The 24,445-nt window shown below is 55.9% G+C and carries 25 protein-coding genes and 1 tRNA gene; 12 read left to right on the forward strand and 14 right to left on the reverse strand.

The features are described from left to right. Nucleotides 1-47: 47 nt before the first annotated feature. Nucleotides 48-1,082: an RluA family pseudouridine synthase gene (locus tag ACR0B7_RS05435; RefSeq protein ID WP_170482522.1), complete on the reverse strand. Its 1,035-nt coding sequence runs from the start codon at nucleotides 1,080-1,082 to the stop codon at nucleotides 48-50. Between ACR0B7_RS05435 and ACR0B7_RS05440 the strand changes: the two genes are divergently transcribed. Beyond that, entirely contained in the window at nucleotides 1,081-1,383 is a 303-nt protein-coding gene (locus tag ACR0B7_RS05440; RefSeq protein ID WP_170383774.1) for a DUF6476 family protein, read from the forward strand. The genes ACR0B7_RS05435 and ACR0B7_RS05440 overlap by 2 nt on opposite strands. A gap of 7 nt (nucleotides 1,384-1,390) precedes the next feature. Here the strand turns inward: ACR0B7_RS05440 and ACR0B7_RS05445 are convergent, their stop codons facing one another. The 7 genes from ACR0B7_RS05445 to ACR0B7_RS05475 form a co-directional block, all read right to left on the reverse strand. After that, nucleotides 1,391-2,374, reverse strand: coding sequence for a hypothetical protein (locus tag ACR0B7_RS05445; RefSeq protein ID WP_170576521.1), 984 nt, complete (start codon nucleotides 2,372-2,374; stop codon nucleotides 1,391-1,393). A gap of 31 nt (nucleotides 2,375-2,405) precedes the next feature. Beyond that, nucleotides 2,406-3,404: a glycosyltransferase family 2 protein gene (locus tag ACR0B7_RS05450; RefSeq protein WP_170482530.1), complete on the reverse strand. Its 999-nt coding sequence runs from the start codon at nucleotides 3,402-3,404 to the stop codon at nucleotides 2,406-2,408. Between the two features lie 113 nt (nucleotides 3,405-3,517). Then, nucleotides 3,518-5,515 (reverse strand): hypothetical protein, encoded by a 1,998-nt coding sequence (locus ACR0B7_RS05455; protein ID WP_170482533.1) that lies wholly within the window; start codon nucleotides 5,513-5,515, stop codon nucleotides 3,518-3,520. Further along, on the reverse strand, nucleotides 5,512-6,456 hold the full coding sequence (locus ACR0B7_RS05460; protein WP_170482536.1) for a hypothetical protein: 945 nt from the start codon (nucleotides 6,454-6,456) through the stop codon (nucleotides 5,512-5,514). The genes ACR0B7_RS05455 and ACR0B7_RS05460 overlap by 4 nt, the downstream gene beginning before the upstream one ends. A 5-nt stretch (nucleotides 6,457-6,461) precedes the next feature. Then, nucleotides 6,462-7,445 (reverse strand): glycosyltransferase family 2 protein, encoded by a 984-nt coding sequence (locus ACR0B7_RS05465; RefSeq protein ID WP_170482539.1) that lies wholly within the window; start codon nucleotides 7,443-7,445, stop codon nucleotides 6,462-6,464. A 386-nt stretch (nucleotides 7,446-7,831) separates the two neighbouring features. Next, nucleotides 7,832-8,455, reverse strand: a complete 624-nt coding sequence (locus tag ACR0B7_RS05470) for a hypothetical protein (RefSeq protein WP_170482541.1) — start codon at nucleotides 8,453-8,455, stop codon at nucleotides 7,832-7,834. Nucleotides 8,456-8,888: 433 nt separating this feature from the next. Next, nucleotides 8,889-8,975 (reverse strand) — tRNA-Leu (locus ACR0B7_RS05475). Between the two features lie 142 nt (nucleotides 8,976-9,117). Between ACR0B7_RS05475 and ACR0B7_RS05480 the strand changes: the two genes are divergently transcribed. Together ACR0B7_RS05480 and lipB are read left to right on the forward strand one after the other, a co-directional pair. After that, nucleotides 9,118-9,777: a DsbA family oxidoreductase gene (locus ACR0B7_RS05480; protein ID WP_170482544.1), complete on the forward strand. Its 660-nt coding sequence runs from the start codon at nucleotides 9,118-9,120 to the stop codon at nucleotides 9,775-9,777. A gap of 39 nt (nucleotides 9,778-9,816) precedes the next feature. After that, nucleotides 9,817-10,473 carry a lipoyl(octanoyl) transferase LipB gene (gene lipB / locus ACR0B7_RS05485; RefSeq protein WP_170576522.1) on the forward strand — a complete coding sequence of 219 codons (657 nt, stop codon included), beginning with the start codon at nucleotides 9,817-9,819 and terminating at the stop codon, nucleotides 10,471-10,473. A 443-nt stretch (nucleotides 10,474-10,916) separates the two neighbouring features. Here lipB and ACR0B7_RS05490 read toward each other — a convergent pair whose 3' ends face one another. Beyond that, nucleotides 10,917-11,336, reverse strand: a complete 420-nt coding sequence (locus tag ACR0B7_RS05490; protein WP_170482550.1) for an HIT family protein — start codon at nucleotides 11,334-11,336, stop codon at nucleotides 10,917-10,919. Between the two features lie 287 nt (nucleotides 11,337-11,623). Between ACR0B7_RS05490 and ctaD the strand changes: the two genes are divergently transcribed. The 3 genes from ctaD to ACR0B7_RS05505 all read left to right on the forward strand — a co-directional run bounded on the left by ctaD (nucleotide 11,624) and on the right by ACR0B7_RS05505 (nucleotide 14,560). Beyond that, nucleotides 11,624-13,282, forward strand: coding sequence for a cytochrome c oxidase subunit I (ctaD, locus tag ACR0B7_RS05495; RefSeq protein WP_170482553.1), 1,659 nt, complete (start codon nucleotides 11,624-11,626; stop codon nucleotides 13,280-13,282). A 142-nt stretch (nucleotides 13,283-13,424) separates the two neighbouring features. Next, nucleotides 13,425-14,024, forward strand: coding sequence for a DsbA family protein (locus ACR0B7_RS05500; RefSeq protein ID WP_170576523.1), 600 nt, complete (start codon nucleotides 13,425-13,427; stop codon nucleotides 14,022-14,024). 44 nt (nucleotides 14,025-14,068) lie between these two features. Further along, nucleotides 14,069-14,560: a DUF2244 domain-containing protein gene (locus ACR0B7_RS05505; RefSeq protein WP_170482556.1), complete on the forward strand. Its 492-nt coding sequence runs from the start codon at nucleotides 14,069-14,071 to the stop codon at nucleotides 14,558-14,560. 22 nt (nucleotides 14,561-14,582) lie between these two features. Here the strand turns inward: ACR0B7_RS05505 and ACR0B7_RS05510 are convergent, their stop codons facing one another. Further along, the gene (locus ACR0B7_RS05510; protein WP_170410286.1) at nucleotides 14,583-15,068 is read right to left on the reverse strand and encodes a GatB/YqeY domain-containing protein; all 486 of its coding nucleotides are present in this window, start codon (nucleotides 15,066-15,068) and stop codon (nucleotides 14,583-14,585) included. A 183-nt stretch (nucleotides 15,069-15,251) separates the two neighbouring features. On the opposite strand from ACR0B7_RS05510, the gene carA reads away from it, so the two are divergent. Together carA and ACR0B7_RS05520 are read left to right on the forward strand one after the other, a co-directional pair. Continuing rightward, nucleotides 15,252-16,418, forward strand: a complete 1,167-nt coding sequence (carA, locus tag ACR0B7_RS05515; protein ID WP_170482559.1) for a glutamine-hydrolyzing carbamoyl-phosphate synthase small subunit — start codon at nucleotides 15,252-15,254, stop codon at nucleotides 16,416-16,418. A gap of 81 nt (nucleotides 16,419-16,499) precedes the next feature. Next, nucleotides 16,500-18,368 (forward strand): glycosyltransferase, encoded by a 1,869-nt coding sequence (locus ACR0B7_RS05520; protein ID WP_170482562.1) that lies wholly within the window; start codon nucleotides 16,500-16,502, stop codon nucleotides 18,366-18,368. 6 nt (nucleotides 18,369-18,374) lie between these two features. Here the strand turns inward: ACR0B7_RS05520 and ACR0B7_RS05525 are convergent, their stop codons facing one another. Then, entirely contained in the window at nucleotides 18,375-19,022 is a 648-nt protein-coding gene (locus ACR0B7_RS05525; RefSeq protein ID WP_170383741.1) for a GntR family transcriptional regulator, read from the reverse strand. A gap of 100 nt (nucleotides 19,023-19,122) precedes the next feature. On the opposite strand from ACR0B7_RS05525, the gene ACR0B7_RS05530 reads away from it, so the two are divergent. The 3 genes from ACR0B7_RS05530 (at nucleotide 19,123) to ACR0B7_RS05540 (ending at nucleotide 21,376) form a co-directional block, all read left to right on the forward strand. Then, nucleotides 19,123-19,767 carry a pyrimidine 5'-nucleotidase gene (locus ACR0B7_RS05530; protein ID WP_170482567.1) on the forward strand — a complete coding sequence of 215 codons (645 nt, stop codon included), beginning with the start codon at nucleotides 19,123-19,125 and terminating at the stop codon, nucleotides 19,765-19,767. A gap of 87 nt (nucleotides 19,768-19,854) precedes the next feature. Further along, nucleotides 19,855-20,103, forward strand: a complete 249-nt coding sequence (locus tag ACR0B7_RS05535) for a hypothetical protein (protein ID WP_170383737.1) — start codon at nucleotides 19,855-19,857, stop codon at nucleotides 20,101-20,103. A gap of 76 nt (nucleotides 20,104-20,179) precedes the next feature. Beyond that, nucleotides 20,180-21,376 carry a UbiH/UbiF family hydroxylase gene (locus ACR0B7_RS05540; RefSeq protein WP_170482569.1) on the forward strand — a complete coding sequence of 399 codons (1,197 nt, stop codon included), beginning with the start codon at nucleotides 20,180-20,182 and terminating at the stop codon, nucleotides 21,374-21,376. Between the two features lie 10 nt (nucleotides 21,377-21,386). Here ACR0B7_RS05540 and ACR0B7_RS05545 read toward each other — a convergent pair whose 3' ends face one another. Next, the gene (locus tag ACR0B7_RS05545) at nucleotides 21,387-22,514 is read right to left on the reverse strand and encodes an aminotransferase class V-fold PLP-dependent enzyme (RefSeq protein WP_170482574.1); all 1,128 of its coding nucleotides are present in this window, start codon (nucleotides 22,512-22,514) and stop codon (nucleotides 21,387-21,389) included. 301 nt (nucleotides 22,515-22,815) lie between these two features. Here ACR0B7_RS05545 and ACR0B7_RS05550 point away from each other — a divergent pair, with 301 nt between their 5' ends. Then, complete coding sequence (locus tag ACR0B7_RS05550; RefSeq protein ID WP_480681263.1) at nucleotides 22,816-23,448, forward strand: GntR family transcriptional regulator; 633 nt, start codon at nucleotides 22,816-22,818, stop codon at nucleotides 23,446-23,448. A gap of 1 nt (nucleotide 23,449) precedes the next feature. On the opposite strand, the gene ACR0B7_RS05555 is transcribed toward ACR0B7_RS05550, so the two are convergent. Then, the gene (locus ACR0B7_RS05555) at nucleotides 23,450-23,908 is read right to left on the reverse strand and encodes an Lrp/AsnC family transcriptional regulator (RefSeq protein WP_170383731.1); all 459 of its coding nucleotides are present in this window, start codon (nucleotides 23,906-23,908) and stop codon (nucleotides 23,450-23,452) included. Next, a complete protein-coding gene (locus tag ACR0B7_RS05560) occupies nucleotides 23,905-24,360 on the reverse strand; it encodes an Lrp/AsnC family transcriptional regulator (RefSeq protein WP_170383729.1) in 456 nt (151 codons plus the stop codon). The genes ACR0B7_RS05555 and ACR0B7_RS05560 overlap by 4 nt, the downstream gene beginning before the upstream one ends. Nucleotides 24,361-24,445 lie beyond the last annotated feature (85 nt).

A 24,445-nucleotide genomic window follows, 5' to 3' on the forward strand; every position in this document is an offset into this window, starting at 1 on the left:
ATCGATAAAGGAAAGATAAGAACGCGTTACTCACAATGGTTTGCACATTATGACAGTGGCGCGCGAAGCCGATCAATCAGATTTTCCATGTCTTTGGGCAAATTTGCCTCAAACCGCATGGATTCGCCTGTGACCGGGTGCTCGAAACCCAAAACTGCAGCGTGAAGCGACTGTCTGGGAAAGGCGCGCACCGCCTCGGCGGTTTCTGGAAGAAAGGCTTTTGCAGCCAGCTTACGCTTGCCACCATAGACCGGGTCGCCGACCAAACCGTGCCCCGCATGCGCCAAATGAACCCGGATTTGATGTGTGCGACCTGTTTCCAGCCAACATTCGATCAAGGCCAGCCCCGCAGGAGAGCCAAAGGTCTCAACGACGCGCGCCCGTGTCACCGCATGCCTGCCACCATGAAACAACACAGCCTGCCGTTGCCGGTCCGTCTTGTGGCGGGCAAGTTGCGTGGTCAGACGCATGACGTTTCCGGGCTCAAAACTAACCCCTTTGACCCCGCGCAGCCTGGGGTCGTTCGCGTCCGGCACGCCGTAACAGATGGCGCGGTAGTACCTTTCGACCGTATGCGCCTCAAACTGGGCGGCCAAACCGTGATGCGCTGCATCTGATTTAGCAACGACCAACAAGCCACTGGTTTCTTTATCTATTCGGTGAACAATGCCGGGGCGCTTCACACCGCCGACGCCAGACAAATCCGATCCGCAATGATGCAGCAGCGCGTTCACAAGCGTCCCGCTCGGAGACCCCGGCGCCGGATGAACCACCATCCCCGCCGGTTTATTGATGACGATCAGATCGTCGTCCTCGAACACAACATCCAAGGGAATATCTTCGGGCCCGATATGGCTGTCCTCGGCTTTTGCAACGGTGACTGTGACCACCGCCCCTTCTTTGACCTTGGCCTTTGGGTCCGTGACCTGAGTACCGTCAATCAGAACAGCACCGTCTTCGATCAAACGCGCCAACCGTGTGCGCGAAAGGCTTTCCTCGGCTGGCACATCACGCGAAAGCGCCTTATCAAGGCGTGACGGCGGATCAGCCGCGATGTGAAATTCAATCTGGCGAGTGCCCATGACTGTCCCTTCCGAACCCCAAGAACCGCTGGAAACGCCGCAGATCAGATTGTTGCGGCGGATGGTCATGCTGCTGACCGCGGTGATGATTGGCGGCGTTCTAGTGACATTCGCCCTGATTGTCATCCGGCTAACTGATCGAACCCCTACCCTACCCGATCAGGTTGAACTGCCGGACGGCGCGAAAGCGCAAGCGGTGACAATCGGTAGTAACTGGTACGCCGTGGTCACTGATGACAACCGAATACTGATCTTTGACAAAACAACAGGCCGTCAGCGGCAGGAAATTGTGATCGAGTAGTCAGAGCCTAACCTTCCAAAGCCATTCGGAACACGATTTCGGACGCTTTGCGAAATGCTTCATATTCCTCGGGTGTATCCCTGCGGAATCGGGCATCCTCAGCACTCAGCCCGACCGGATTGAACAATCGAGGGCGATCGGGGAAGAATTCCTTCTGAAAGGCCACGTCCTCCTGGGCCATTAAGTCATCCAGCCACGCCCTTTCGTCAGGCTCCAATACGTCGTAGCGGCGCAACATGACCGGGTCCGAAACTGACATCCGCCTTAACTGACGGCCTTTCTTTCGCCCTATTGCGCGCGCAACGATGCCAAATGCCTCGCTTGCTGCGCGTGATTGCGACGGATTTGACAGTTTGTCATTCAATAGGTCGTCAGGCGCCGATACGCCGATCCGGGACAGAAAATCACTCTCCACGCTTCCGCGGATCATTTCCGAGCGGTCGTACAGCAGCGGCACAACGGTCACACCGGGAAATGCCTCGCGAATCTGGGCTGTTTTGGCCGAAAAACTCAGTTTCGAGGGCTGCTGCTCAATCTGCGATAGCTGCGATTTAATGTAGCTTGAGCCACCGTGCGCCAATCGCCCGTTCTTGGCCCGCTGTTTGTAATCGGCCTCAAAAAAATCCGAATAGCGACGGCAGTAAAACGTGATCTTCATCTCGCGCGCCGGGATGTCAGCAAAAACCTCGGCCAACCTGTTGAGATCACACCCATAGAACATCTCTGACGAAACAAGGCATGTCTGATCAGAATGCGCGTCAAACTCGCTGGTCATGGACGCGCGGAACGGGTCCATCGGCTGATTGGTCTGGTTGATGTGAAAAGCAATAATGTTGTGACTGCTCGCCAAACGAGAACTACCTTCCAGACGGCGGCGACCAGCCTCCATGTAGTGGAGGCCAACGTCCGACAAGGCGGCACCATTTTTCCTAAGAAAACCCTGAAGCGCCGTCGAACCGGTTTTCGGCATCCCCAAGTGCAGCCAAAGCATTAGCGGGCTCCTGTTCGTGATAAATTGACAGTCATTCTGTCTGACTGGCCGTGAAGCCCGCAGTCATTTTTTGCATTAAGTCCTGCATTTCAGGGTCGTCGCGCAGGGTTGCGATTTGCTGTCGGTGCAGATCGCAGGACATGTGGTGCAGGCGCGCGGTCTCCGTGTCTGACAGCAATTCGTAGTAGTGGTCGCGCTTCCGATCCAACACTGCGTCGATCGAGGTGTCCGTCTTGGCGTTCTGGTTCATCATATTCCAGTAGTCCATCCCAAGGCTTTCACCCAGGTGGTGCGCACGCCCACGCAATTTCTTGACCAGATAACTTTCACATGACTTCAACGCGTAGTGGTTCACCTGAACCAGATCATAACCCACCGAGTCCCGCGCTGATCGCCAACTGCTTGTGAAATAGCGGTCCGGCATCGGCTGGCCCGAGCCGTTGTACCAGTGACACTCCTCCATCGTCTCAACTGTGGGGCGCTTGGGTCTATGCACGCCAAGCATTCCCCACAAACCCTGCTGGAACATCGTTTTTATACCCCAAGCCTGGGGCGGACGGTGCATTCTGACCTGCGCGGCTTGGCGAAATTGTTCGGATAAAAAACGATCTTCGTATCGAACCACCCCAGCGTTTCCAAACAGGCGCCAAGTCATTGAAATGGTTTTCGCATCCGGTATTGCATCGGTCAGCGCGCGCAGCGTGTTGTCGCCGGTTTTCACATTGATAAGTTCGTCCGCATCGATAACGATGACCCAGTCCTGCGGCCGGGCGATCTCCATCTTCAAGAACTTTTTGTACGCGCGTTTTTGCGGGCTGGCCTGCCGCCCCGAATTATTGTCAATGTGGGTAACGATCCCCCGTTCGTCCAAGCGCTGAAACAAGGCGTCTGTGCCGTCGGTGCAGTCATTGGTCATCACCACGATCTGATCCACGCCAATTGCCCGATTATGCGCGACCCATTCCAATACAAACGGCCCCTCATTCTTCATCGGGGTTACACTGATATATCTGGGGTCTGCACTGATCATAAGCTGCTGCTCTGTTCGTTTCTTGTCACCGCTGAACTACCAGAGGTTTCGTTTGGATTTTGGAAATAAATTACGTTCATTTGTCAAAGCCACCAAGGGGAAGTCCAGCCTTTTCAACCGCCCGCGCGTTTCAGTTGATTGGAAAATCGGTTGAAACTGGGGCACAGGTCTCGGGCCTTTTGCAAATAGACGCGCGCCTTCTCTTTGTCTCCGCGTTGCAGCAGAAGCCGACCGGCCTCGCCCTGAATTGCTGCGGTGTCATCATCGATGTCTGCGGCCTGCAGGATTTGGTTCTGCCCCTGCTCAACAGCTTCGTTTTGCACAAGAAACTGCCCCATCGCAAATATCAAAAACGGGTTATTCGGGTCGCAAGCCAGTGCATCCGCCACGGCCAGACGCGCCGATCCTGTATCGCCTTCGGCGGCATAAAATTCGGACAGGCGCTTGTGGTAAAGGGGATTGTCCGGAACCTTGGCCAAGACTTTGCGGGTTATATCGACAGCTTGCGCTGTAGACATTTCCCCCATGTGCACCTTCAGTTTGGCAGAAAAACTCTGAACCCGCGGATCGTGATCCGGGATCTCGGTCATGCGCATGAGATCTATGTGCAGTTGCTCCAATCGGGACGGAGCAGACAACAGCCTGCGCGCCTTTTGGTCCAGAGACAATTCTGACCAGTCCAAAAGTAGAAAATCAAAGTTACAGGGGAGCCGCTTCAGTACTTTGCTCTGCGCTACATGCAAATTAGTACTGAAACGAGGCCGACGGATCACCTTTTGCAAAGACCAGTCAGCGGGGGGGAACAGGCGCAGAGAAATCTGATCGCGATACAGAAGTCGAGATCCAAAGACCAAAACATCTGGTCGAATGGATTTGGCCCAAAACGCCTGGCTGAACGCTTGACCTGCCTGCCAACGCTTGCGTTTCTCACCCAGCGCTGCTGCCTTCAGCGCCCCGGACACCGCGTAGTCCTCGGGCCAAACATGGGGGTTGTCCATCACCACACCTGTAAGCTCGACAACCCGATCCCACTGGCCGCCATAAAACAGGTTTAACGCCTGAAGCAGAGGCATGAAGGCATTGTCAGCCCCTGCGTCCAGAAGGCTCTCACCCATCTCGACGGCCTCGTCGGTTCGATCCTCACCGTTTAGGCGGTTGATGTGAAACAGCAGCTTGGCGTAGATATGAGCCGCCTCAGACAGGTTCAAAAATCCGCCTAAACCGCCTTTCAGCCTGTCGATCGCAGCTTCGTTGGCTTGATGGATCTCACCCTCGGTCAAGACATCTCGGAACACCTTTCGTTGCTGCCCGGAAATCCGCGCAGCAGCCATCGAAAAGGCGGATATCACCGGCGCAATAACATGATCCGCCCGGGACATTGTGAACAGTTCCAGAAAGTCGCGTTTCGCGCGCGTCATGCCAGACAGGTCCGCGACATCCGACATTTGCAACAAATTCGGGTATCGCTTTTGAAACCGTGAAATCAACTCGGGCTGATCCGAAAACATAATCGCGGTCTGCCCCGCATTTTTGTCGAGATGCGCCTCGTAAAGTTCTTCAATCTCGATCTTGGCGGGCCAGGTCGCATGCTTCCAAGGCAACCCGTTTAAAATGTCGCCGCGACGGATGTGATATGCGGCCACCCCGCGCCCCGACAACATACTGTCCGCGCGGTCCATGATGGATCGAATTTCATCCGTAAACCCGATCCGGTGAATAAAGTCGTGGTACCTTGGGCGGATCGCCTCAATATCTTCCCAAGGAAAGGCCAAAACCTCAAACCCTTCCTCAACCAGAACCGAGCGCCCGGATTCCAGGTGCGCCTTCAAGCGGTCCGGAGAGCTGTCCCCCAGAAAAGACCAAACCGGCACAGCATCCCGTGTCAGCTTGTCAAACTTCTTAGGGTTCAGGAAATGCGTGTTCATCCAGCCCTTGCTGAACAGTTCGCCCGGATTGCCGAGTTCCGGCGCGTCCGCGCCCTTTGGAAACCAGTTCACCTTGTAGGTAGTGCCATAGTCTTCGGCCAGGCGAATACATGTCAGCATCATCAGCAACCGGGCGCCCATTCGGTCCTTGCGCTGACCGATAAAGACCCCCTTGTCGACACTCATGAGGAGTCCTTTTCGGCTTGCGCCATAGCCATTCGGCGCAACCTACGGAACCTCTGGCGCGCCTGCGGCACCAGAACAGGGTGACGGTCTGCGCCCATCGCCTCAATTCCGCGCATATACATGGGCAGACGTCGGCGCGCGCGCATCAATTTGTAGTAGTCACCCGGTTCCAACGTGCCATTCATAGCCCCCAACATAACGGGCTTGAGGATATCCAGCTTGCGCAGCATCGGCGCCGCGAAGTGGTTCGAGAACCAGGTCTTGAGCAAGACAACATTCTCACCTTGCAGACGCTGAACCTGTAGCTTGTCCAGATCAAAATAGGGATCGTAGAATACATACGCTCTGCGCGCGACCCCTACGGTCTGCGCTGCGTCGCCATAGGGCAAATCCCAATCCTGCACCCGACCAAACCGGTATCTGGTTTCCCAAGGAACCAACCTTTCGTCCAGCGTGGTCTGAGGGTTGAACGCAACCACGTTCGAGCCGGGTGCGACCTTAGAGAACGTCAAGGCACCGAAACCTCCCATCGATGCTCCGGCGAACACGACATTTTGGTATTGGTCAAAGAACCCTGCGGCAGCCTTGTCTTCAAAATACGAGATGATCTCAGGATCCCGATACCATGCCTTGGTGCGCGCAAAGACGCCCATATGGGACCATCCTTCATCGCGAAAGAACTTCCACCCCCATGGTTCGCGCGCAAATGAAAGGTCGTTGGCATTGGCAATGTTGTCGAAGCTGACCACCAACTGAGCCGCTGAACGCCGGTGAAAGAGGACGGAATGTCTTTCCAACTTGTCCAGAAATCCAGTTCCATCACCACCGGGGTAAAGCTCGACAAACCAAGGGGGTGCGGGGTCTGTCAGTATGCGTTCATATCCCGTCTTGCGATCGGGGTGATCCGGTTGCAGTTGGTCTTTGGAAAGCTCATCTGCCATGACGGTTATATCAAGTTATCCGCCAGCCAAACGCGAAAGTTCACCCAGTCAGGCCGCATCTTGATTTCGGCGACCTTAGCCCGATGCCAGTCGCAGGCTTGCTCGTGCAGGCGCTTGAGCTCGGCATCTGCCTTCAACTCGTCCAGCAAGGGCGCGGCGCGGCGCGCTGTCGGCAGGATGGACTGGTCCATTTCCTTGTTTACGTTCATGTCCTGCCAATAGGATTGGCCCTGATCCACCAGAATATGATTGGTCCGCCCTCGGTCGCGTTTTACCAAGAAACCGTCCATTGACCGAACCGAATAGTGATGCAAGCGCCCCAGCGAATGGTCGAACTTGCGCCATGCCCGCCAGCCAACCTTGTCCGCTGGGAACAGGTTTCCACCCGCGTCAGACCACGCAATATCCGCGGCTTGTTCTTCGTCGAACCCTTTCGGGCGATGCGGTCCAAATCGGTTGAATTTCCCATTGTTCCGAAACAGCGTCTTCAGACCGGAGGCCCGGCCAGAGTGATAGGGAAACGGCTGATCCCCCATTGGAAAGGCTTCGGTCACCGGCTTGTCTTCAAAGCTGATGTTGCCAGAGCTGCCAAACAGTTTCCACGCGAACGAAATTGCATCCACTGGCTGACCGGCTCTTTGTTCAACTTCGGCGATCAACGCGCCAAAGCTGTTGTCGCCACACTTAATGTTCCAGAACTCATCAACATCCATGCAAAGCAACCAGCCAGATTCCTTCACTCTGGGCTGGCGCCGCGCGCGCCAAAGCATCTGGTGCTGAGGGTTCCCGCCATCCTTCACTTCATTCGGGACATGTGTCGCAAGTCCAAGGTCTTGCAATCTGCGCGCGATGTCGTCCGTGCCATCTTCACAGTTGTTGGTAAAGATCAGAAAGTGGTCAACACCGATGCTTTTGTGGAATGCCACCCATTCCAGCATATAGGGACCTTCGTTCTTCATAGTTGTGAAAACGGTAACGGCCTGAGACATTTGCACCTTTCCCGAGCAATCCTTTCACCCGTCATACACATCCACGCGAATATGCGCGAGATGCGAAATCGAGGTATCGGCAATACAAACAGAACTGGTGCAACCCTACACGCACAGACAAGAATAGATTGTAAACGCCGAACTACAGCATGATACGTGTCAGGTCGCCTACATTGGGGCGCTGCAGATGCTCGCCGGAAGAAAAGGAAAAAACGCACCGCGCCACGACGATCACAGGGTACCGCAACCCTCGCTGCGCAGCCCTTGCAACCCTAAAAGAGGCTCCTTGCCATAGGCAGCCCAGCTCAGATGGCTGCATCTACCGTGGTATTCTGCGCGAAGGGAATACTTGATTGTTGCAAGGGGTAAATGCGTTGACCACCAACTTAAAGTGAATACCCGGTAAACTGATTAGAGCTGGAAAACGCATCATAAATCGCTCTTTTATGGCGCTCTGAAACATCAATATCCTGACGAAATCCTGCCTTTGCCTTAGCCTTTAAATCAAGGTTAAAACCAAGCATTTCTCCAACTGCACTTAACTCTTCGGATAAGTTTTCGTACTTCAAAATCTTATCGACGATTAGGGCGCCATGCTTGTCTGTATATTTTCCAGTATCCACAGGAAACTTTTTCATTTCGACATAGTCATTCCAAGATAAATTCTCGTTACCGGAATTATGGTCCGGGCTGTTCTTAATCATGCTGTAGTGACTTATGCACTTATCCAATGGCTCTCGTTCAACGCAAAAAACAAAATAATCGCTGAATGTACGGCTCCCTACTATTTTCTTAACGTCGGCCGCGCCCATATGGTTCCGAAATCTTTTAGTAAAAATACCAAACTTCTTGAATTCAAAATTCTGCGCTTTGTGACCAGATACGACCGGAAAAATTGGTGTTGCAACGTCACTCTCTCCCAGAACTTTATTCAAATCGACTTCGATAGAAGTTCCCGCAGTCTTGACTGTCTTAATGAAAATAAATTTGAATTTGTGAGAGATTATCATTTACTTTTTAGCCCTTACCGGCAAGCCAAGATTACCTTTCCCTTTAAGCAATTCTGCTACTTTTGGAAAGGCGGCTTACAAGAACACGATCTGTATGAGTTGCTATTCACGGTTCGCCGCTGGCTACCATGCGCCGAGTGTTGACACCACCCAGCCAAAACGTTTTCGACGAACTATTTTGGCCCGAAATTCGTCTTACCTAAGGCTTTCAGCCAAAACCTCTTTCCGCTGAACCAAAGCCTCAGCCAAATCCTGCGCTCCGCCCCCGCACGATCTCTTACTTACCGATGATATCTTGATAGATATTGGGTACCGCGACTCTTACCGCGTAGCTCCTACTTCTATAAAAGAGCCGTTTGGCGCCAGCAAAGCACCTCAGAAGGCTGCATCTACCGTAATATTAGGTGATTAGAACTGCTGGACATGAAGTAGTTGGTGCGGTCGAGAAGACTCGAACTTCCACGGGAGTTACCCCACAGCGACCTCAACGCTGCGCGTCTACCAATTCCGCCACGACCGCACTGCCCATGACTTAGTAGAGGCGCGTATAGACGGTGCGGAACGGGATGTGAAGAGGCAAAAACACGCCGGATTGAATTCCTTTTCAGCTTTCATATCTGTACCACAGATATCCTGTTGCCGACGTCGCCCGGAGCCGAACCATGACCACGCCAGATCAGCGCCCCATCATCCAAATCGATATCGTTTCTGATGTCGTATGCCCTTGGTGTGTAGTTGGTTTCCGGCAGCTCGATCTTGCCTTGCAACAGGAAAACGTGCTGGCGCAGCTCAGGTGGCACCCGTTCGAGCTGAACCCCACCATGCCACCAGAGGGACAGAACCTGCGCGAACATATTGTCGAGAAATACGGCTCGACCGCAGAGCAAAGCCAACAGGCGCGCGACCGGCTGACCCAGATCGGAACCGGGCTGGGCTTTGACTTCAGGTTTCACGACGACAGCAGAATGGTTAACACATTTGCAGCGCACCAGTTGCTGGACTGGGCCGAAACACAGGGCCGCCAGCATCCGCTGAAGATGGAATTGTTCAAAGCCTACTTCACCGATCAACGCGATGTCTCGGACATTGAGGTTTTGCTGGAGGCCGTCGAAGCGGTCGGCCTGGGCCGGGCCGCCGCGCAGCAGGCTCTGGCATCCGGCGCACATGTAGCACCCGTCCGCCAGAAACAACAGTTCTGGACCAGTCGAGGAATTTCAGGCGTACCCTCAATGGTTTTCGGCGGCAAATACCTTCTGACCGGTGCGCAGGGAACCGATACATACGTTCAGATACTTAAGCGCTGTCTGGCTGAAGCCGCCTAAACCCTTTTCCAATTTGTCCACGCACGGTAAGAGGCCCGCATGGAGTGGAAAATCACAGACGGTTTGACCGACTATGACGAGGCTGTTGCCTTTATGGAATCGCGTGTGGCGGCCATTGCTGCGGGCGAGGCTGATGAGTGTGTCTGGCTGTTGGAGCATCCCCCCTTATATACGGCCGGCACATCCGCGAAAATCGAGGATCTGACGGACCCTGACCGCTTTCCGGTTTATGAAAGCAAGCGCGGTGGAGAATACACCTATCACGGCCCCGGCCAGCGCGTTGCCTATGTCATGCTCGACCTGAACAAGCGCGGCAAAGATGTCCGACGCTTTGTCAAACAGCTCGAAGAATGGGTGATCGCGTCCCTCGCTGAATTCAACGTTCAAGGCGAAATCCGAGACGGGCGCGTCGGTGTCTGGGTGCGGCGGGATGACAAACCGCTGACTGCCACTGGGCAACCCGCCGAAGACAAGGTGGCCGCCATCGGCCTGCGTCTTCGCAAATGGGTCAGCTTCCACGGAATCTCGATCAATGTCGAACCTGACCTCGACCATTTTACCGGGATCGTACCCTGCGGCATCTCGGAATACGGGGTCACGTCGCTCGTGGATTTGGGTTTGCCGGTGACCATGGCGGATGTGGACTCAGCGTTGCGAAAAACCTTCACCGAGGTGTTCGACTCGGTCTCGGCCTGACCGAAATCGAATCGACGTTGCGTACAATTTAATCAACAATAACGCAGATTTGACCGTTTCTGTTTCCCAAAAGACCCACAATTCGACGGTAAGCCGGGTATGTTTGGGCCAAATTCATCTAAAATTAATTCTTGGGGATACAGGATAGCCGATTGGGGGTATTATATATTCACCGTTCTAGAGTGAGTGGTGTGTTAAACCGGTACTCGTGGGTCAACCGCGAAACGGAAAAGTCTTTTATAGAGTGTCTGCCGTTCCGACTCCAAATCGGAACGGCAATTCTATTTAGTGGCCTCCAAACAGACGCGCCTATCCGCCACCGCACTTTCTTTCCGCTCCAGCCTTAGGACGAGGGTAGGCAAAACGCCGGCCCCACAGCCCACACAACCGAGGCAATATCGTCCACCGCTGCGACGCATGTCGTAGACAAAGCGCGACACGACTCAACCAAGCGCGGTTTTGATCTTTTCGGCATGTTCCGCGATGAGGTCAAAGTCACCCATTTTCCCCGGCGCACGGACCGAGACCCCTTCGTGGCGTGGCAGAACATGGAAATGCAGGTGAAAGACCTCCTGCCCGCCTGCAGCTTCGTTGAACTGCTGGACGGTTACACCATCTGCGTCAAATGCCTTGACCACCGCCTTAGCGAGTTTCTGAACTGTGGCGGTGACAGAGGCCAACTGTTGGGGTGATGCATCCAGGATATTTCGGCAAGGGGTCTTAGGGATCACCAGAAGATGCCCATCCGCGCGCGGCATAATATCCATGAATGCAAGTGTTTCATCGTCCTCGTAGACGCGGGTCGCGGGAATTTCCCCACGCAATATCTTGGCAAAGATGTTCTCTGGGTCATAGGCGGTCATATCAGCTCTCCGATTGCGGTGTTGACTACAGTTCTGCGGCCCGACCCTCGAAGGGTCAAGTCGAGAAACAACACAGAAATTCCGGCCTTGAAATTCCGCTGCCAGTTCCCAGATTGACGATGAATTTGAATGGAAACGCGCGGGTCATGCCTCTACCCGCGACAATTAATCTTGATCCAGATCAAACTCGACCATTGAAGGCACCCTCTCCACATTCTAAAACCAGCAGGAATCCCGCGCGCCGGAGAGGTCCGGCTGCGCGGTAGAATTGTAACAGGAGGCACCTAATGGCAGACGCAGCCATTCATGGTCACGATCATGAAGACCAGCGAGGGTTCTTTACCCGCTGGTTCATGTCGACCAACCACAAGGACATCGGGATTCTCTACCTGATCTTCTCGGCGCTGGCCGGGTTTATCTCGGTAGCGATGACCGTCTACATGCGGCTCGAGCTGATGCACCCCGGTGTGCAGTATATGTGCCTTGAAGGGTTCATGGCGGACCCATGTACCCCGAACGGTCACCTGTGGAACGTTATGATCACCTATCACGGTGTTCTGATGATGTTCTTCGTGGTCATCCCTGCCCTGTTTGGCGGATTTGGCAACTATTTCATGCCGTTGCAGATCGGTGCGCCGGATATGGCGTTCCCGCGGATGAACAACCTGTCCTTCTGGCTTTATGTTGCCGGTACCTCTCTGGGTGTGGCCTCGCTGCTGAGCCCCGGTGGCAACGACCAGCTCGGTTCCGGCGTTGGCTGGGTGCTTTACCCGCCGCTGTCCACGACCGAGGGCGGCATGTCCATGGACCTTGCGATCTTTGCCGTTCACGTTTCGGGCGCCTCCTCGATCCTTGGCGCGATCAACATGATCACCACCTTCCTGAACATGCGTGCCCCGGGCATGACCCTGTTCAAGGTGCCGCTGTTCAGCTGGTCGATCTTCGTCACCTCGTGGCTGATTCTTCTGTCGCTGCCGGTTCTGGCGGGCGCGATCACCATGCTGCTGATGGACCGCAACTTTGGTTTCACCTTCTTTGATCCGGCTGGTGGCGGCGATCCGATCCTGTATCAGCACATCCTGTGGTTCTTCGGCCACCCGGAAGTGTATATCGTGATCCTGCCCGGTTTCGGCATCATCAGCCACGTGATTGCCACCTTCGCGCGCAAGCCGATCTTCGGTTACCTGCCGATGGTCTGGGCGATCATCGCGATTGGTGTTCTGGGCTTCGTCGTGTGGGCACACCACATGTACACCGTTGGCATGTCGCTGCGTCAGCAGGCGTACTTCATGCTGGCCACGATGGTCATCGCGGTGCCAACCGGCGTTAAGGTCTTTTCGTGGATCGCAACCATGTGGGGCGGCTCGATCGAGTTCAAAACCCCGATGCTGTTTGCCTTCGGCTTCCTGTTCCTGTTCACCGTTGGCGGTGTGACTGGCGTTGTGCTGTCGCAAGCCGGTGTGGACCGTGCCTATCACGACACCTACTACGTCGTTGCGCACTTCCACTATGTGATGAGCTTGGGCGCAGTCTTCGCGATCTTTGCCGGAGTGTACTTCTACTTCTCGAAGATGACCGGTCGTCAGTACTCGGAATTCTGGGGCAAGGTACACTTCTGGCTGTTCTTCATCGGCGCCAACCTGACCTTCTTCCCGCAGCACTTCCTGGGTCGTCAGGGCATGCCGCGCCGCTATATCGACTATCCCGAAGCGTTCGCTCAGTGGAACTTCGTGTCGTCGATTGGTGCGTTCATCTCGTTCGCCTCGTTCCTGCTGTTCTTCGGCATCGTGATCTACGCCCTGCTGCGCGGCGCGAAAGAAACACGTCCGAACCCGTGGAACGAATATGCGGATACGCTGGAATGGACCCTGCCCACACCGCCGCCCGAACATACGTTCGAGCAGCTGCCCAAGCAGGAAGACTGGGATAAAGGCCACGCGCACTGATCCCCTTTCGATACCCTAAGAAAACCCCGCCCAACTCGGCGGGGTTTTTTCTTTGCTCGCTTCCCTCGATGAGAAATTCGCCAGAACAGTCAAAATGCGCTATTCTATTTAGGGCACACATCCGGCAACCCGGAGGGGTAAGATGCCCGAAATTGATTTTTGGTATTCCATTGGCAGCACTTACAGCTTCCTGACGATCATGCGAATTGACGATTGGTGCGCCGAGAATGGCGTCTCAGTGACGTGGCGCCCATTCAATGTGCGCACAGTTATGTCCAAACAGCAGAACATCCCGTTTGCTGGCAAACCTGTTAAGTCGGAATACATGTGGCGCGATATCGAACGTCGGGCAGCCAAGTATCATATTCACGCCCAACTGCCCGCGCCCTACCCCATCTCAGACCTCGCACTCGCGAACCAGATAGCGCTTTTGGGCTTGCAGGATGGCTGGGGCAAGGATTTCACTCAGAACCTATACCGCATTTGGTTTGAAGACGGGGTCGAGGCCGGCAGCGAGGCGGCTCAATCCGAGGCTTTGTTGCGATGCCAGCAAGATCCTCGCCTGACACTGGCTCGCGCACGAAGCCCCGATGCGGTAACGGCTCTGGAATTCCAGACCGACCGAGCAACCCGGCTTGGAGTATTTGGCGCGCCCAGCCTCGTCGTCCGCGGCGAGGTTTTCTGGGGCGACGACCGGCTCGACGACGCGCTGTCCTGGGCGCGCGTCGGTCATGTTGTTTGATCATTTACCTTCGACTTCGAGAACCCGTACGCTATTTTCCGAACATGCCATACCAATGGACTCAAACCTCTGGCTCAGAGCTGGAACTGCGACTTTGGCCGCACAACTCATTGCCGCCGCGATGGGCTGTGCGCGTGGTGTTGTCGGTCTTTTTGTTCGGCCTCATACCCTTGATGGCGGTGCTGGGGTCCGCGCTGCTGTGGGGGCTGCTGCCATTTTTGTTGCTGACGGTGCTGGGCCTGTGGCTTGCACTCCAGTCGAATTATCGGTCGCGCAGCGTTTTTGAAGTATTCACCCTGACCGGGACGCAAGCACGCCTGGTCCATCATCATCCCGGCCGAGGTCAGCAAGAATGGACCTGCAACCGATACTGGGCGCGGCCAGCAATGCACAAGCAAGGCGGTCCAGTCCCCAACTACGTCACTCTGACCGGAGACGGGCGCGAAGTCGAAATTGGTGCATTTCTGACCGAGGAGGAGCGGATCGCCCTGTTTGACGACCTAACAAAAAAACTGCGCGAACCAGTCGCGCAGTAAATATTCCAAGGCTTAAACTGTGTCAGCAGCCGCCAGCAGAGGCCGAGCAGAGCTGATCCTTGACCATCGGGCCAACTTTTCCAAAATCCATCTGGCCAGTGTAACGCGCTTTTAGTTCGCCCATCACTTTGCCCATATCGCGGATCGACCCAGCCCCGGTCGCGGAAATTGCCGTTTGGATGGCCTGAGATACCTCATCATCATCCAGTTGCTTGGGCAAAAACTCCTCGATCACCTCGACTTCACGAAGTTCCCGCTCAGCGAGGTCAAGCCGCCCGCCTTCTTCATAGGCCCGAGCACTTTCCTTGCGCTGCTTGGTCATTTTGCCAAGGATTTCAAGAACCTCGGCATCGCCGCAGCCCTTCGCCTCTTCGTTGTCAGAGGCGCGTGACGCGATGTCACGATCCTTGATTGCGGCATTAATCAGCCGCAGCGTCGACAAACGCTCGGCATCCTTATCTTTCATTGCTTGCTTCAGGGCAGAGTTCACCCTTGATCGCATATCCATATGATCTGTCCATCCCCATGGAAAAGGAACCACGACCATATATAAACAAAAAGCGTGATACAACAGGGAACGAATACAGCTAACCCATTGATTTTCCAAAATAGCCCAAAATTTGAACAGGCTTGACCCAAGCGCCCAACCCCCTTAGGTATGCGCCGATTTACCCTGCAGGAGAGTCGCCCAATGGCACAGAACCCCCCGACCAAGCCCACCGCATGTCTGGCATTGGCCGATGGAACACTGTTCTACGGAATGGGCTTCGGCGCTACCGGACAGACCGTAGCGGAACTGTGCTTCAACACCGCCATGACAGGCTATCAGGAAATCATGACCGACCCGTCCTATGCGGGGCAGATCGTGACCTTCACTTTCCCGCATATCGGCAACGTCGGAGTGAACCCCGAAGATGACGAAACCAACGATCCGGTTGCGGCTGGCATGGTTGTTAAATGGGATCCGACCGATGCTTCAAACTGGCGCTCTGCTGAGGAGTTGAAATCCTGGCTGGCGCGTCGCGGTCGTATCGCGATCGGCGGCGTTGACACACGCCGCCTGACCCGCGCTATCCGCCAACAAGGTGCGCCGCACGTTGCACTGGCCCATGACCCCGAGGGCAATTTCGATATTGAGGCGCTGGTTGCTGCCGCACGCGGGTTCTCAGGTTTGGAAGGGATGGACCTGGCCAAAGAAGTTACTTGCGCGCAAAGCTACCGTTGGGACGAGATGCGGTGGGCATGGCCCGATGGCTACACACGCCAGGAAGCCCCTGCTCACAAGGTTGTCGCCGTCGATTTCGGCGCAAAGCGAAATATCCTGCGGTGTCTGGCAACAGCCGGATGCGATGTGACCGTTCTGCCAGCGACAGCGACTGCAGCCGAAGTTTTGGCGCACAATCCCGACGGGGTATTCCTGTCCAATGGCCCCGGCGATCCGGCGGCAACCGGCGAGTACGCCGTGCCGATGATCAAGGAAGTTCTGAATACGACCGACCTGCCGGTCTTTGGCATCTGCCTCGGTCACCAGATGTTGGCATTGGCGCTAGGTGGCCAGACGGTCAAAATGAACCACGGTCACCATGGTGCGAACCACCCGGTAAAAGACCTTGAGACTGGAAAGGTCGAAATAACCTCGATGAATCACGGTTTTGCCGTCGATGCGCAGTCCCTGCCCGAGGGCATAGTGGAAACGCATCGCTCGTTGTTCGACGGATCGAACTGCGGAATTCGCATGACGGATCGTCCGGTCTATTCGGTGCAATACCACCCCGAGGCTTCGCCTGGTCCACAAGACAGCTTTTACCTGTTCCAGCGCTTTGCCGAGGCTATGGCAAGCAATAAGGCGCAAGCGTAAACGCTTTCACGCCTAAAGTTAACGGGCTGTTAACCTTAATTGATCAACCCTGACGCCGGTAAAACGTGTCAGGGTTTTTTCATGGTCGAGCTGAACCAGCGGCGCTTTGTGCACGCCCCGCCGATATCTGCGCAGGTCAGAAAACCTCTGGGCGCCTGCCTGATTGATCGTGGCCTGATCACGCAAGCGCAGCTCGACTCTGCCCTAGATCTAAGGTCCGGACAGGATGCTCCGCTGGGTGAGATCCTTGTGGCGAAAGGATGGGTGAGCCGCCAGGATGTGATGAACGCGCTTGCCGACCAAAATCATCTTCAGTTCGCTGACCTAACGAATTTACCCCCTTCCGAAGAACTGTGTTCCATCAAGCCAGTCAGCTTTTGGCTTGAGCACAACGTCGTCCCCTGGATGCGTGTCGGGCCAATCCTGCTGGTCGCGACCGCACGGCCCGACCGCTTTGCCACCGTTCGAGAACATCTGAATGACGCTGATTTTACTGCCGTACCCGTTCTTGCCGCGCCCAACGAGATAGACCGCGCGATTGCAGCCACCTTTGCGTCAACCCTTGCGGCCGCTGCCGAGACGCGCGTGAGCGAAAGGCACAGTTGCCGAACCTGGACGCCCCGCGCACGTGCCGGACCTACGGCGGTACTGATTGGCGTGGCCGCCCTGTTCATCTGCTTTCCAGATGCGGGTCTTTTGTTGCTTTTGACGGCCGCAATAGGTTCGTTGATCCTTTTCTTTGGGCTTCGCCTGTGCGGACTGATCGCTTTTCTGGTTCATCAAACCATGCGCAATACAAGTGACCGCCACGTTTTGCCCGACCCGCTGCCCTGCGTGTCGATCATGGTTCCTTTGTTCAAGGAAAAGGAAATCGCCAACGCCCTGATACAAAGGTTACAACGCCTGACGTACCCAAAGGCACTGTTGGATGTCATTCTGGTACTGGAAGAAACTGACGAGGTGACGCGCACAGTTTTGGCCAACGTGGACCTACCCTCGTGGATCAGAACTATAGAGGTGCCCGCGCTGAATGGGCTGACCACCAAACCCAGAGCCATGAATTACGCGTTGGATTTTTGCCGAGGGGACATTTTGGGCGTGTGGGACGCCGAAGATGCGCCTCAGCCCGATCAGATCGAACGGGTGGTGGCGCACTTCGCCAACGCGGACAAAGACGTTGTCTGCCTTCAGGGGGTGCTGGACTATTACAACCCGCGCACCAACTGGAGGTCGCGCTGCTTTACAATCGAATATAACAGTTGGTTCCGCGTTCTGCTGCAAGGCATCGCGCGCATGGGCCTTGTGGTGCCGCTGGGAGGTACGACATTTTTCTTCCGGCGTGACAAGCTGTTAGAGCTGGGTGGATGGGACGCCCACAATGTTACGGAAGATGCCGATCTTGGCGTCCGGTTAAGCCGTGCGGGATACCGCGCCGAGATGGTGGATACCACAACATTCGAGGAGGCCAATTTCCGCGCCTGGCCTTGGGTGAAGCAGCGTTCTCGCTGGCTCAAGGGGTTCATGGTCACATATCTCGTTCACATGCGCGCCCCGGTTCGGCTGTGGCAAGAGCTCGGGTTTCTGAAATTCCTGGGCTTTCAGGCGTTCTTTCTAGACACAATCGGGCAGTTTCTGCTGGCTCCGGCGCTTTGGGTGTTCTGGCTTACTGCCCTTGGGGTCAACAGTCCCCTGGACGCATTGATGCCGCACGGCATCATGGTTTGGCTGATTTACCTGTTTATGGCGGCAGAACTCACAAACCTCGTTGTGGGCATTCTAGCGGTCTGCGCGCGCGAGCGGCGGTTCCTTGTACCTTGGGTGCCGACCATGCCGCTGTATTTTCCACTTGGAGTCGCAGCAGCGTACAAAGCCCTGTGGGAATTGATCGGAAACCCGTTTTTCTGGGACAAAACCCAGCACGGTCAGGCCAGCGAAGAGAATACCCCTTGATGGGGCTCAGTTTTCTCGGCGCACAGCGTCCTGTTTAAGGCGGGTCATGAAAGCAACCGAGATATGCTCTTTCAGAGCTTGTGCCGCTGCGACCTCATCACGGGCGGCAATCGCTTCAACGATGCCCTTGTGTTCGCTCTGAGCAATTTCACCGCGCCCTTGCACGGCCAAAGAAGTCGTCGCCATCAAAGCCATCGTTCGGTGTACCAGATCCAGTTGCTGAACCAGATATCGGTTGTGCGAGGCCAGGTGGATCTGTTCGTGAAAACGGCGGTTGGCACGAGACAGCGCCGTCGGGTCGTCTACCAAAGCGTCGTCTGCCGCCACCATGTCCTGCAGAACCTTGATTTCTTCCTCGGTCGCGTGTTTTGCCGCCAGGCTTGCCGCCAGACCTTCCAACTCGCGTCGCACCACGTAAAGCTCGGCCATCTGGTTGTGGTCCAGCGAGGCCACGATCAACGACCGCCCGTCCCGTTCCAGCAGCGACTGCGTTTCCAGACGTTGCAGAGCTTCGCGGATCGGCGTCCGGGATACCCCGAACCGTTCCGCCAGTTCGCTTTCAACTAACCGGTCGCCGGGTTTGTAAACCCCGACGTCGATCGCTTCCAATATTAGGCTGTAGGCGTCCCTGTTGGACTGTTTGGACTGGGGCATTGGATGGTTCGTCTCCTCGTTCGGACCTGTCTATCCGTCTCAGCCCCCACCAATCAAGTGCAGCATTGAAAACGAGTTCACAGCGGCCTAAACCCTAGGCATGGTCAAACCTGCTTTTGTTCACGTCACCCAATGGGTGTTCGACCTCGACAATACACTGTACCCGCCCCATATGCGCCTGTTCGATCAGATCGAGGTGCTGATGACCGACTACGTGGTGCAGGCCATTGGCGTGGACCGGGCCGAGGCGGATCGGCTGCGTTCGCAGTACTGGCGTCAATATGGCACGACGCTGGCGGGTTTGATGGCAGAGCATGATCTGGACCCCGATCCATACCTGCATGCCGTACATCAAGTGGACACGAGCCACATGGACCCCGATGCAGAACTGGCGGATCACATACGTTCGCTACCCGGCCGACGGATTGTTTATACAAACGGCAGCGCACCATACGCGGAACGTGTGCTTGAGGCCCGCGGCCTGAGCGGACTTTTCGACGCGATTTATGGCGTTGAACATGCAGGCTACCGCCCAAAACCGGAAAAAGCCGCGTTTGAAGCGATTTTTCAGCAGGATGGCATCGACACGACCAAGGCGGCCATGTTCGAGGATGATCCCCGCAATCTGGCGGCTCCGCACGAAATGGGAATGCGCACTGTCCACGTCGCGCCCGAGCCGCACAAAGCCGACCACATCCACCATCACACGGACGATCTGACCGCGTTTCTCGCCCGGCTGCGATAGGCTGTCGCACTGCGACGTTCTGCACATTTTGCAGGTGCAGCATCGCCCCTATATGCGCCTCAGCGACGAACAGAATCGGAGATATCCATGAGCGCGATCGAGGCCCCTCGGCGCCTGCCAATCTGGCAGCGCCTATTGTTTGCAATTCCCCTGTTTGGCTGGATGGCCAAAGACGCCGCCCATGGCGAGGCCGAAGATTGGGGCTATACCGCCTTGGCGATCTTCAGCATGTGGGGCTGTTCGGCCCTTTTGTTCGGTCTGCCGGGCCTCTACATCCCTGCCGTGATGATGGTGCCGGTAATGTTCCTGATCCTCATCCTCATTTCACGAGGCTGAGACACGGGACAGGATGTCACTTGGCGCGTGCCTTGGAACCGCACTAGGTTCTGCCCAAGATACGGAGACCGAGGCCATGACTGACAGCTGTGACATCCTGATTTCCGGCGGCGGGATCGCCGGGTTGACTGCTGCGGCAGCCTTTGGGACCGCCGGATTCGACGTAGTATGCGTCGACCCCGCCCCACCTATTACCGAACGCGATGTCGACGGGTCTGACATGCGGACCACGGCGTTTCTGCAGCCCGCGCGTGGGCTGCTTGAACAGTGCGGGCTGTGGGAGAAACTGGCCCCACATGCGGCCCCTCTGCAGATCATGCGTATCGTGGATGCAGGCGGCGACGTTCCTGAACCGCGCGTTGTACGAGACTTTGACGCCGCCGACATTTCGGATCAGCCGTTCGGGTGGAACCTGCCGAACTGGTTACTTCGCCGCGAGATGGTGAACCGTCTGGCCGAACTTCCAAATGTCGATTTCCGTCCCGGCACCGGAACCGTCAGCCTTTTCACGCGCACGGCTCACGCCCGTGTTGGTCTGAGTGATGGCAGCCGCGTTTCCTGCAAACTTGTTGTGGCCGCCGATGGGCGCGGCTCTCCGATGCGCGAAGCAGCCGGAATTTCTGTACAAACAACGCGTTACGGGCAAAAGGCGTTGGCCTTTGCGGTTACGCACCCCATTCCGCACGACAACATCTCGACCGAGATTCACCGTTCCGGCGGTCCCTTCACACTGGTCCCCCTTCCAGACTGGCAGGGCCAACCTTCGTCCGCAGTCGTGTGGATGGAGCGTGGACCGCGCGCCGTTGAATTGCTGAACACCGAACCACAGGCGTTTGAGGCCGCCATGACCGAACGCTCTTGCGGATTGTTCGGGCCGCTCAAACTCGCGTCACGGCGAACCATATGGCCGATCATCAGCCAGTCGGCGGAACGTCTGTCCGGGGAAAGGATCGCTTTGATGGCCGAGGCCGCGCATGTCGTGCCGCCTATCGGCGCGCAAGGTTTGAACATGTCGCTGGGCGATCTGCGCAGCCTGCTGGACCATGCACAGGCACGGCCGGACGGTCTGGGTGACACGCAAATGCTGGATGCCTACCACAAAGCCCGCCACACCGAGATCGCGATGAGGGTCAAAGGCATCGACCTTCTCAACCGCGCCTCCATGATCGAAACGCGCCCGCTGAGAGATGCGCGGGCGATGGGTCTGAATGCCCTCTATTCCTTGCCGCCGGTGCGCAAGACACTGATGCAGATGGGTCTTGGCGTGCGCTGAAGCCCGGCGCTTATAGAACCTGATCCAGAACACGCCTCAAACGGGCAATCGTTCCATCAACGTCATAGAGCTTGTCCAGGCCAAACAGACCCAGCCGGAAAGTGCTGAAACCTTCTGGTTCATCACATTGCAGTGGAACACCGGCTGCAATCTGCATGCCCAAGGCAGCAAATTTCTTACCGTTTTGAACTTCGGGATCGGCAGTATAGCTGACCACAACGCCCGGCGCGCCAAAGCCGTCTGCGGCGACTGACATCACGCCTTTGTCCTGTAGCATCGCGCGAACACCGTCCCCCAACGCCCATTGCGCATCGCGCAGCTTTTCAAACCCATAGTCTTTGGTTTCAACCATCGTATCGTGGAAATCGCGCAATGCGTCCGTCGGCATTGTGGCGTGATAGGCATGTCCACCGGATTCATAGGCCTCCATGATCTGACGCCATTTCTTTAGATCAATCGCAAAGCTGTCGGACGATGTTTCGTTCAGCCGCCCTTCCGCGCGTTCTGACATCATGACCAAACCGGCGCAAGGCGACGCGCTCCAGCCTTTTTGCGGAGCCGAGATCAAAACATCAACGCCAGTAGCCTTCATATCGACCCAGGCGCACCCGGACGCGATGCAGTCTAGAACCATCAACGCACCAACTTCATGAGCGGCACTGGCCATCGCCGTCACATACTCATCGGGCAGAATGACACCCGCCGACGTTTCCACATGGGGCGCAAAAACCACTTCGGGCCGCTGTTCACGAATGGCCGAGACAACCTCCTCAATCGGGGCTGGGGCAAAAGGCGAAGGGCTGGAGTTCCCCACCTGCCGAGCCTTGAGCACCGTCGCTGACGCCGTCAGACCACCAGTCTCGATGATCTGGCTCCACCGATAAGAGAACCACCCATTCCGAACAACCAGCACATTCTTGTCGCGCGCGAACTGGCGAGCAACGGCTTCCATCCCGAAAGTACCCCCGCCGGGAATAATCGCGACGGCATCCGCGTTGTAGACGTCTTTCAACATCCCCGAAATACCACGCATAATCTGTTGAAATTGGACAGACATGTGATTCAAGGACCGATCCGTGAAAACGACCGAGAACTCCTCGAGCCCGTTGGGATCAACGGTATCCAATAGCGCTGGCATGATTTGTCCTTTCAAATTGTGTCGGCGACCAGGGGAATGAAACCATCCTCGACAGGCCACCCCCTTACTTTCGCCACTTGACCCCAGGGAAGGTGGTAACATCAACAGAAAATTCACCCTTACCGCACGGAAATTGCCCGATAAACAACGCCAAGCAGGGCCAGCGACCTTTACACTGTTACGTGTTTCTGACCAGATAAGCTCACTTTATAGAAGAAAGGTATTTTTGGACGTGACGGCACAAAAACGGATAAGTTTTCAGGTTGTACGTGACGAGGTTAAAAGGCGGATCGAAACGCGTGTGTGGCCACAAGGCTCATTGCTGCCTACCGAAACGCAACTCGCAGAAGAATTTAGTTGTGCGCGCGCCACTGTGAACCGTGCTTTGCGCGAACTGGCTGAACAAGGGTTCGTCGAGAGAAAGCGCAAAAGTGGAACGCGCGTCAAGAAAGAGCCCAGCAAGCACGCGAAACTTGAGTTTTCTCTGGCGCGACAGACGGTTGAAAACCAGAACTCCACCTACCGCTACTCACTGGTGGAAAGAAACGTCGAGACAAGCCCCGGCTGGCTGGCGTCGCAACTTGGCGTTTCGCCCGACGTACCGGTCCTGCATGTTATTTGTATGCACTACGCAGATAACCGCCCGTTTCAGCTGGAAGAACGCTGGATCAACATCAACGCCGTTCCAGAGGTTGAGCACGCCGATTTGGGCACGCACGGCCCGCATGAGTGGTTATTGAGCGCCGCGCCATTCACCGAAGCCGAAGTCGCATTCAGTGCAGTTTCGGCAGACAGTCGCCTTGCCGAATTCATGGGAACAACGGCCGGGGCGTCGATGATCCAGCTCGAACGCACCACTTGGAAAGATGGGCAACCGATGACCTTTGCGCGGATGACCCATCATCCGGGGTATTGCATCCGCACAAAATACTGACCTATCCGATTGGTCCGGGCAGGCGTTCTTCACTCAGAAGAACGTTTGCTTCCACGTCTCCGGCACCGGGCAAGGTCATGATCCGCCGTCGCAGAACACGTTCAAAGTCCGCCAAATCGCGCGCGACGACCCGTAGGCGGTAATCATACAGCCCCAGAACATGCTCGACTGTTTGGACTTCGGGGATCGCGCTTACCGCGCGTTCAAAGTCCTCAAGACTGACCTGCCCTTTGCGTGCCAATTTAACCCCAAGGAACACGGTCACGCCAAAACCCAGCGCTTCTGCGTTCAAACGCAGACGACGCCCCTTTATCACTCCGGCGTCTTCTAACCTGCGAATCCGGCGCCACGTCGCAGGTTGCGATAATCCCAGCTTGCGCCCCAACGCCCCTGCGCTTTGCGATGCCTCTTGCACCAAAGCGCGGAGGATTTTGCGGTCGATCTCATCCAATTCGGTCATACCGGAAGAACCACTTCGCTTTTGACGCGCGCGATGTGCATCAGAGCCTCGATATCCGCGATATGCGGCAGGGTCAGAATCTGATCCCGGTAGAGCTGCTGATAATGGGACATATCTCGCGCCAGTACCGACAAGCGAACGTCCACCCGGCCAAGAAAGGTCTGAATCTCAATGACCTCGGCGACCTGACGTGCGGCTGCTGTGAACTCGTCAAATGCGCGGGGTTGCGTTTTATCCAGCGTGACCCGGAGCGACACCTCCACAGCATATCCAAGCGCGGCCCAATCGATGACGGCCTCCTGCCCTTCGATCACGCCGGCTTCCTGCATCTTCTCTATGCGACGCCAACACAGGCTTGCGCTAATGCGGCTGCGTTCGGCCAATTCCGCAGTGGACAAGCTGGGATCAGATTGAAAGTGGCGCAGGATTCGCCGATCTATGTCATCAAGCATGATTTTTCGCAATTATTGCTATCGAGCGAATAAATTCTCACAAACTAAGCGGAATAACAAGGGAAACGCTATCGCCATCCCTAAA

This window comes from Ruegeria sp. BB6, assembly GCF_056539385.1.

Excerpts from the sequence above, each read along its gene's own strand:
- ACR0B7_RS05440 (WP_170383774.1), top strand. The coding sequence starts at position 1,081 with ATGACTGTCCCTTCCGAACCCCAAGAACCGCTGGAAACGCCGCAGATC.
- ACR0B7_RS05435 (WP_170482522.1), bottom strand. The coding sequence starts at position 1,082 with ATGGGCACTCGCCAGATTGAATTTCACATCGCGGCTGATCCGCCGTCA.
- ACR0B7_RS05445 (WP_170576521.1), bottom strand. The coding sequence starts at position 2,374 with ATGCTTTGGCTGCACTTGGGGATGCCGAAAACCGGTTCGACGGCGCTT.
- ACR0B7_RS05450 (WP_170482530.1), bottom strand. The coding sequence starts at position 3,404 with ATGATCAGTGCAGACCCCAGATATATCAGTGTAACCCCGATGAAGAAT.
- ACR0B7_RS05455 (WP_170482533.1), bottom strand. The coding sequence starts at position 5,515 with ATGAGTGTCGACAAGGGGGTCTTTATCGGTCAGCGCAAGGACCGAATG.
- ACR0B7_RS05460 (WP_170482536.1), bottom strand. The coding sequence starts at position 6,456 with ATGGCAGATGAGCTTTCCAAAGACCAACTGCAACCGGATCACCCCGAT.
- ACR0B7_RS05465 (WP_170482539.1), bottom strand. The coding sequence starts at position 7,445 with ATGTCTCAGGCCGTTACCGTTTTCACAACTATGAAGAACGAAGGTCCC.
- ACR0B7_RS05470 (WP_170482541.1), bottom strand. The coding sequence starts at position 8,455 with ATGATAATCTCTCACAAATTCAAATTTATTTTCATTAAGACAGTCAAG.
- ACR0B7_RS05480 (WP_170482544.1), top strand. The coding sequence starts at position 9,118 with ATGACCACGCCAGATCAGCGCCCCATCATCCAAATCGATATCGTTTCT.
- lipB (WP_170576522.1), top strand. The coding sequence starts at position 9,817 with ATGGAGTGGAAAATCACAGACGGTTTGACCGACTATGACGAGGCTGTT.
- ACR0B7_RS05490 (WP_170482550.1), bottom strand. The coding sequence starts at position 11,336 with ATGACCGCCTATGACCCAGAGAACATCTTTGCCAAGATATTGCGTGGG.
- ctaD (WP_170482553.1), top strand. The coding sequence starts at position 11,624 with ATGGCAGACGCAGCCATTCATGGTCACGATCATGAAGACCAGCGAGGG.
- ACR0B7_RS05500 (WP_170576523.1), top strand. The coding sequence starts at position 13,425 with ATGCCCGAAATTGATTTTTGGTATTCCATTGGCAGCACTTACAGCTTC.
- ACR0B7_RS05505 (WP_170482556.1), top strand. The coding sequence starts at position 14,069 with ATGCCATACCAATGGACTCAAACCTCTGGCTCAGAGCTGGAACTGCGA.
- ACR0B7_RS05510 (WP_170410286.1), bottom strand. The coding sequence starts at position 15,068 with ATGGATATGCGATCAAGGGTGAACTCTGCCCTGAAGCAAGCAATGAAA.
- carA (WP_170482559.1), top strand. The coding sequence starts at position 15,252 with ATGGCACAGAACCCCCCGACCAAGCCCACCGCATGTCTGGCATTGGCC.
- ACR0B7_RS05520 (WP_170482562.1), top strand. The coding sequence starts at position 16,500 with ATGGTCGAGCTGAACCAGCGGCGCTTTGTGCACGCCCCGCCGATATCT.
- ACR0B7_RS05525 (WP_170383741.1), bottom strand. The coding sequence starts at position 19,022 with ATGCCCCAGTCCAAACAGTCCAACAGGGACGCCTACAGCCTAATATTG.
- ACR0B7_RS05530 (WP_170482567.1), top strand. The coding sequence starts at position 19,123 with ATGGTCAAACCTGCTTTTGTTCACGTCACCCAATGGGTGTTCGACCTC.
- ACR0B7_RS05535 (WP_170383737.1), top strand. The coding sequence starts at position 19,855 with ATGAGCGCGATCGAGGCCCCTCGGCGCCTGCCAATCTGGCAGCGCCTA.
- ACR0B7_RS05540 (WP_170482569.1), top strand. The coding sequence starts at position 20,180 with ATGACTGACAGCTGTGACATCCTGATTTCCGGCGGCGGGATCGCCGGG.
- ACR0B7_RS05545 (WP_170482574.1), bottom strand. The coding sequence starts at position 22,514 with ATGCCAGCGCTATTGGATACCGTTGATCCCAACGGGCTCGAGGAGTTC.
- ACR0B7_RS05555 (WP_170383731.1), bottom strand. The coding sequence starts at position 23,908 with ATGACCGAATTGGATGAGATCGACCGCAAAATCCTCCGCGCTTTGGTG.
- ACR0B7_RS05560 (WP_170383729.1), bottom strand. The coding sequence starts at position 24,360 with ATGCTTGATGACATAGATCGGCGAATCCTGCGCCACTTTCAATCTGAT.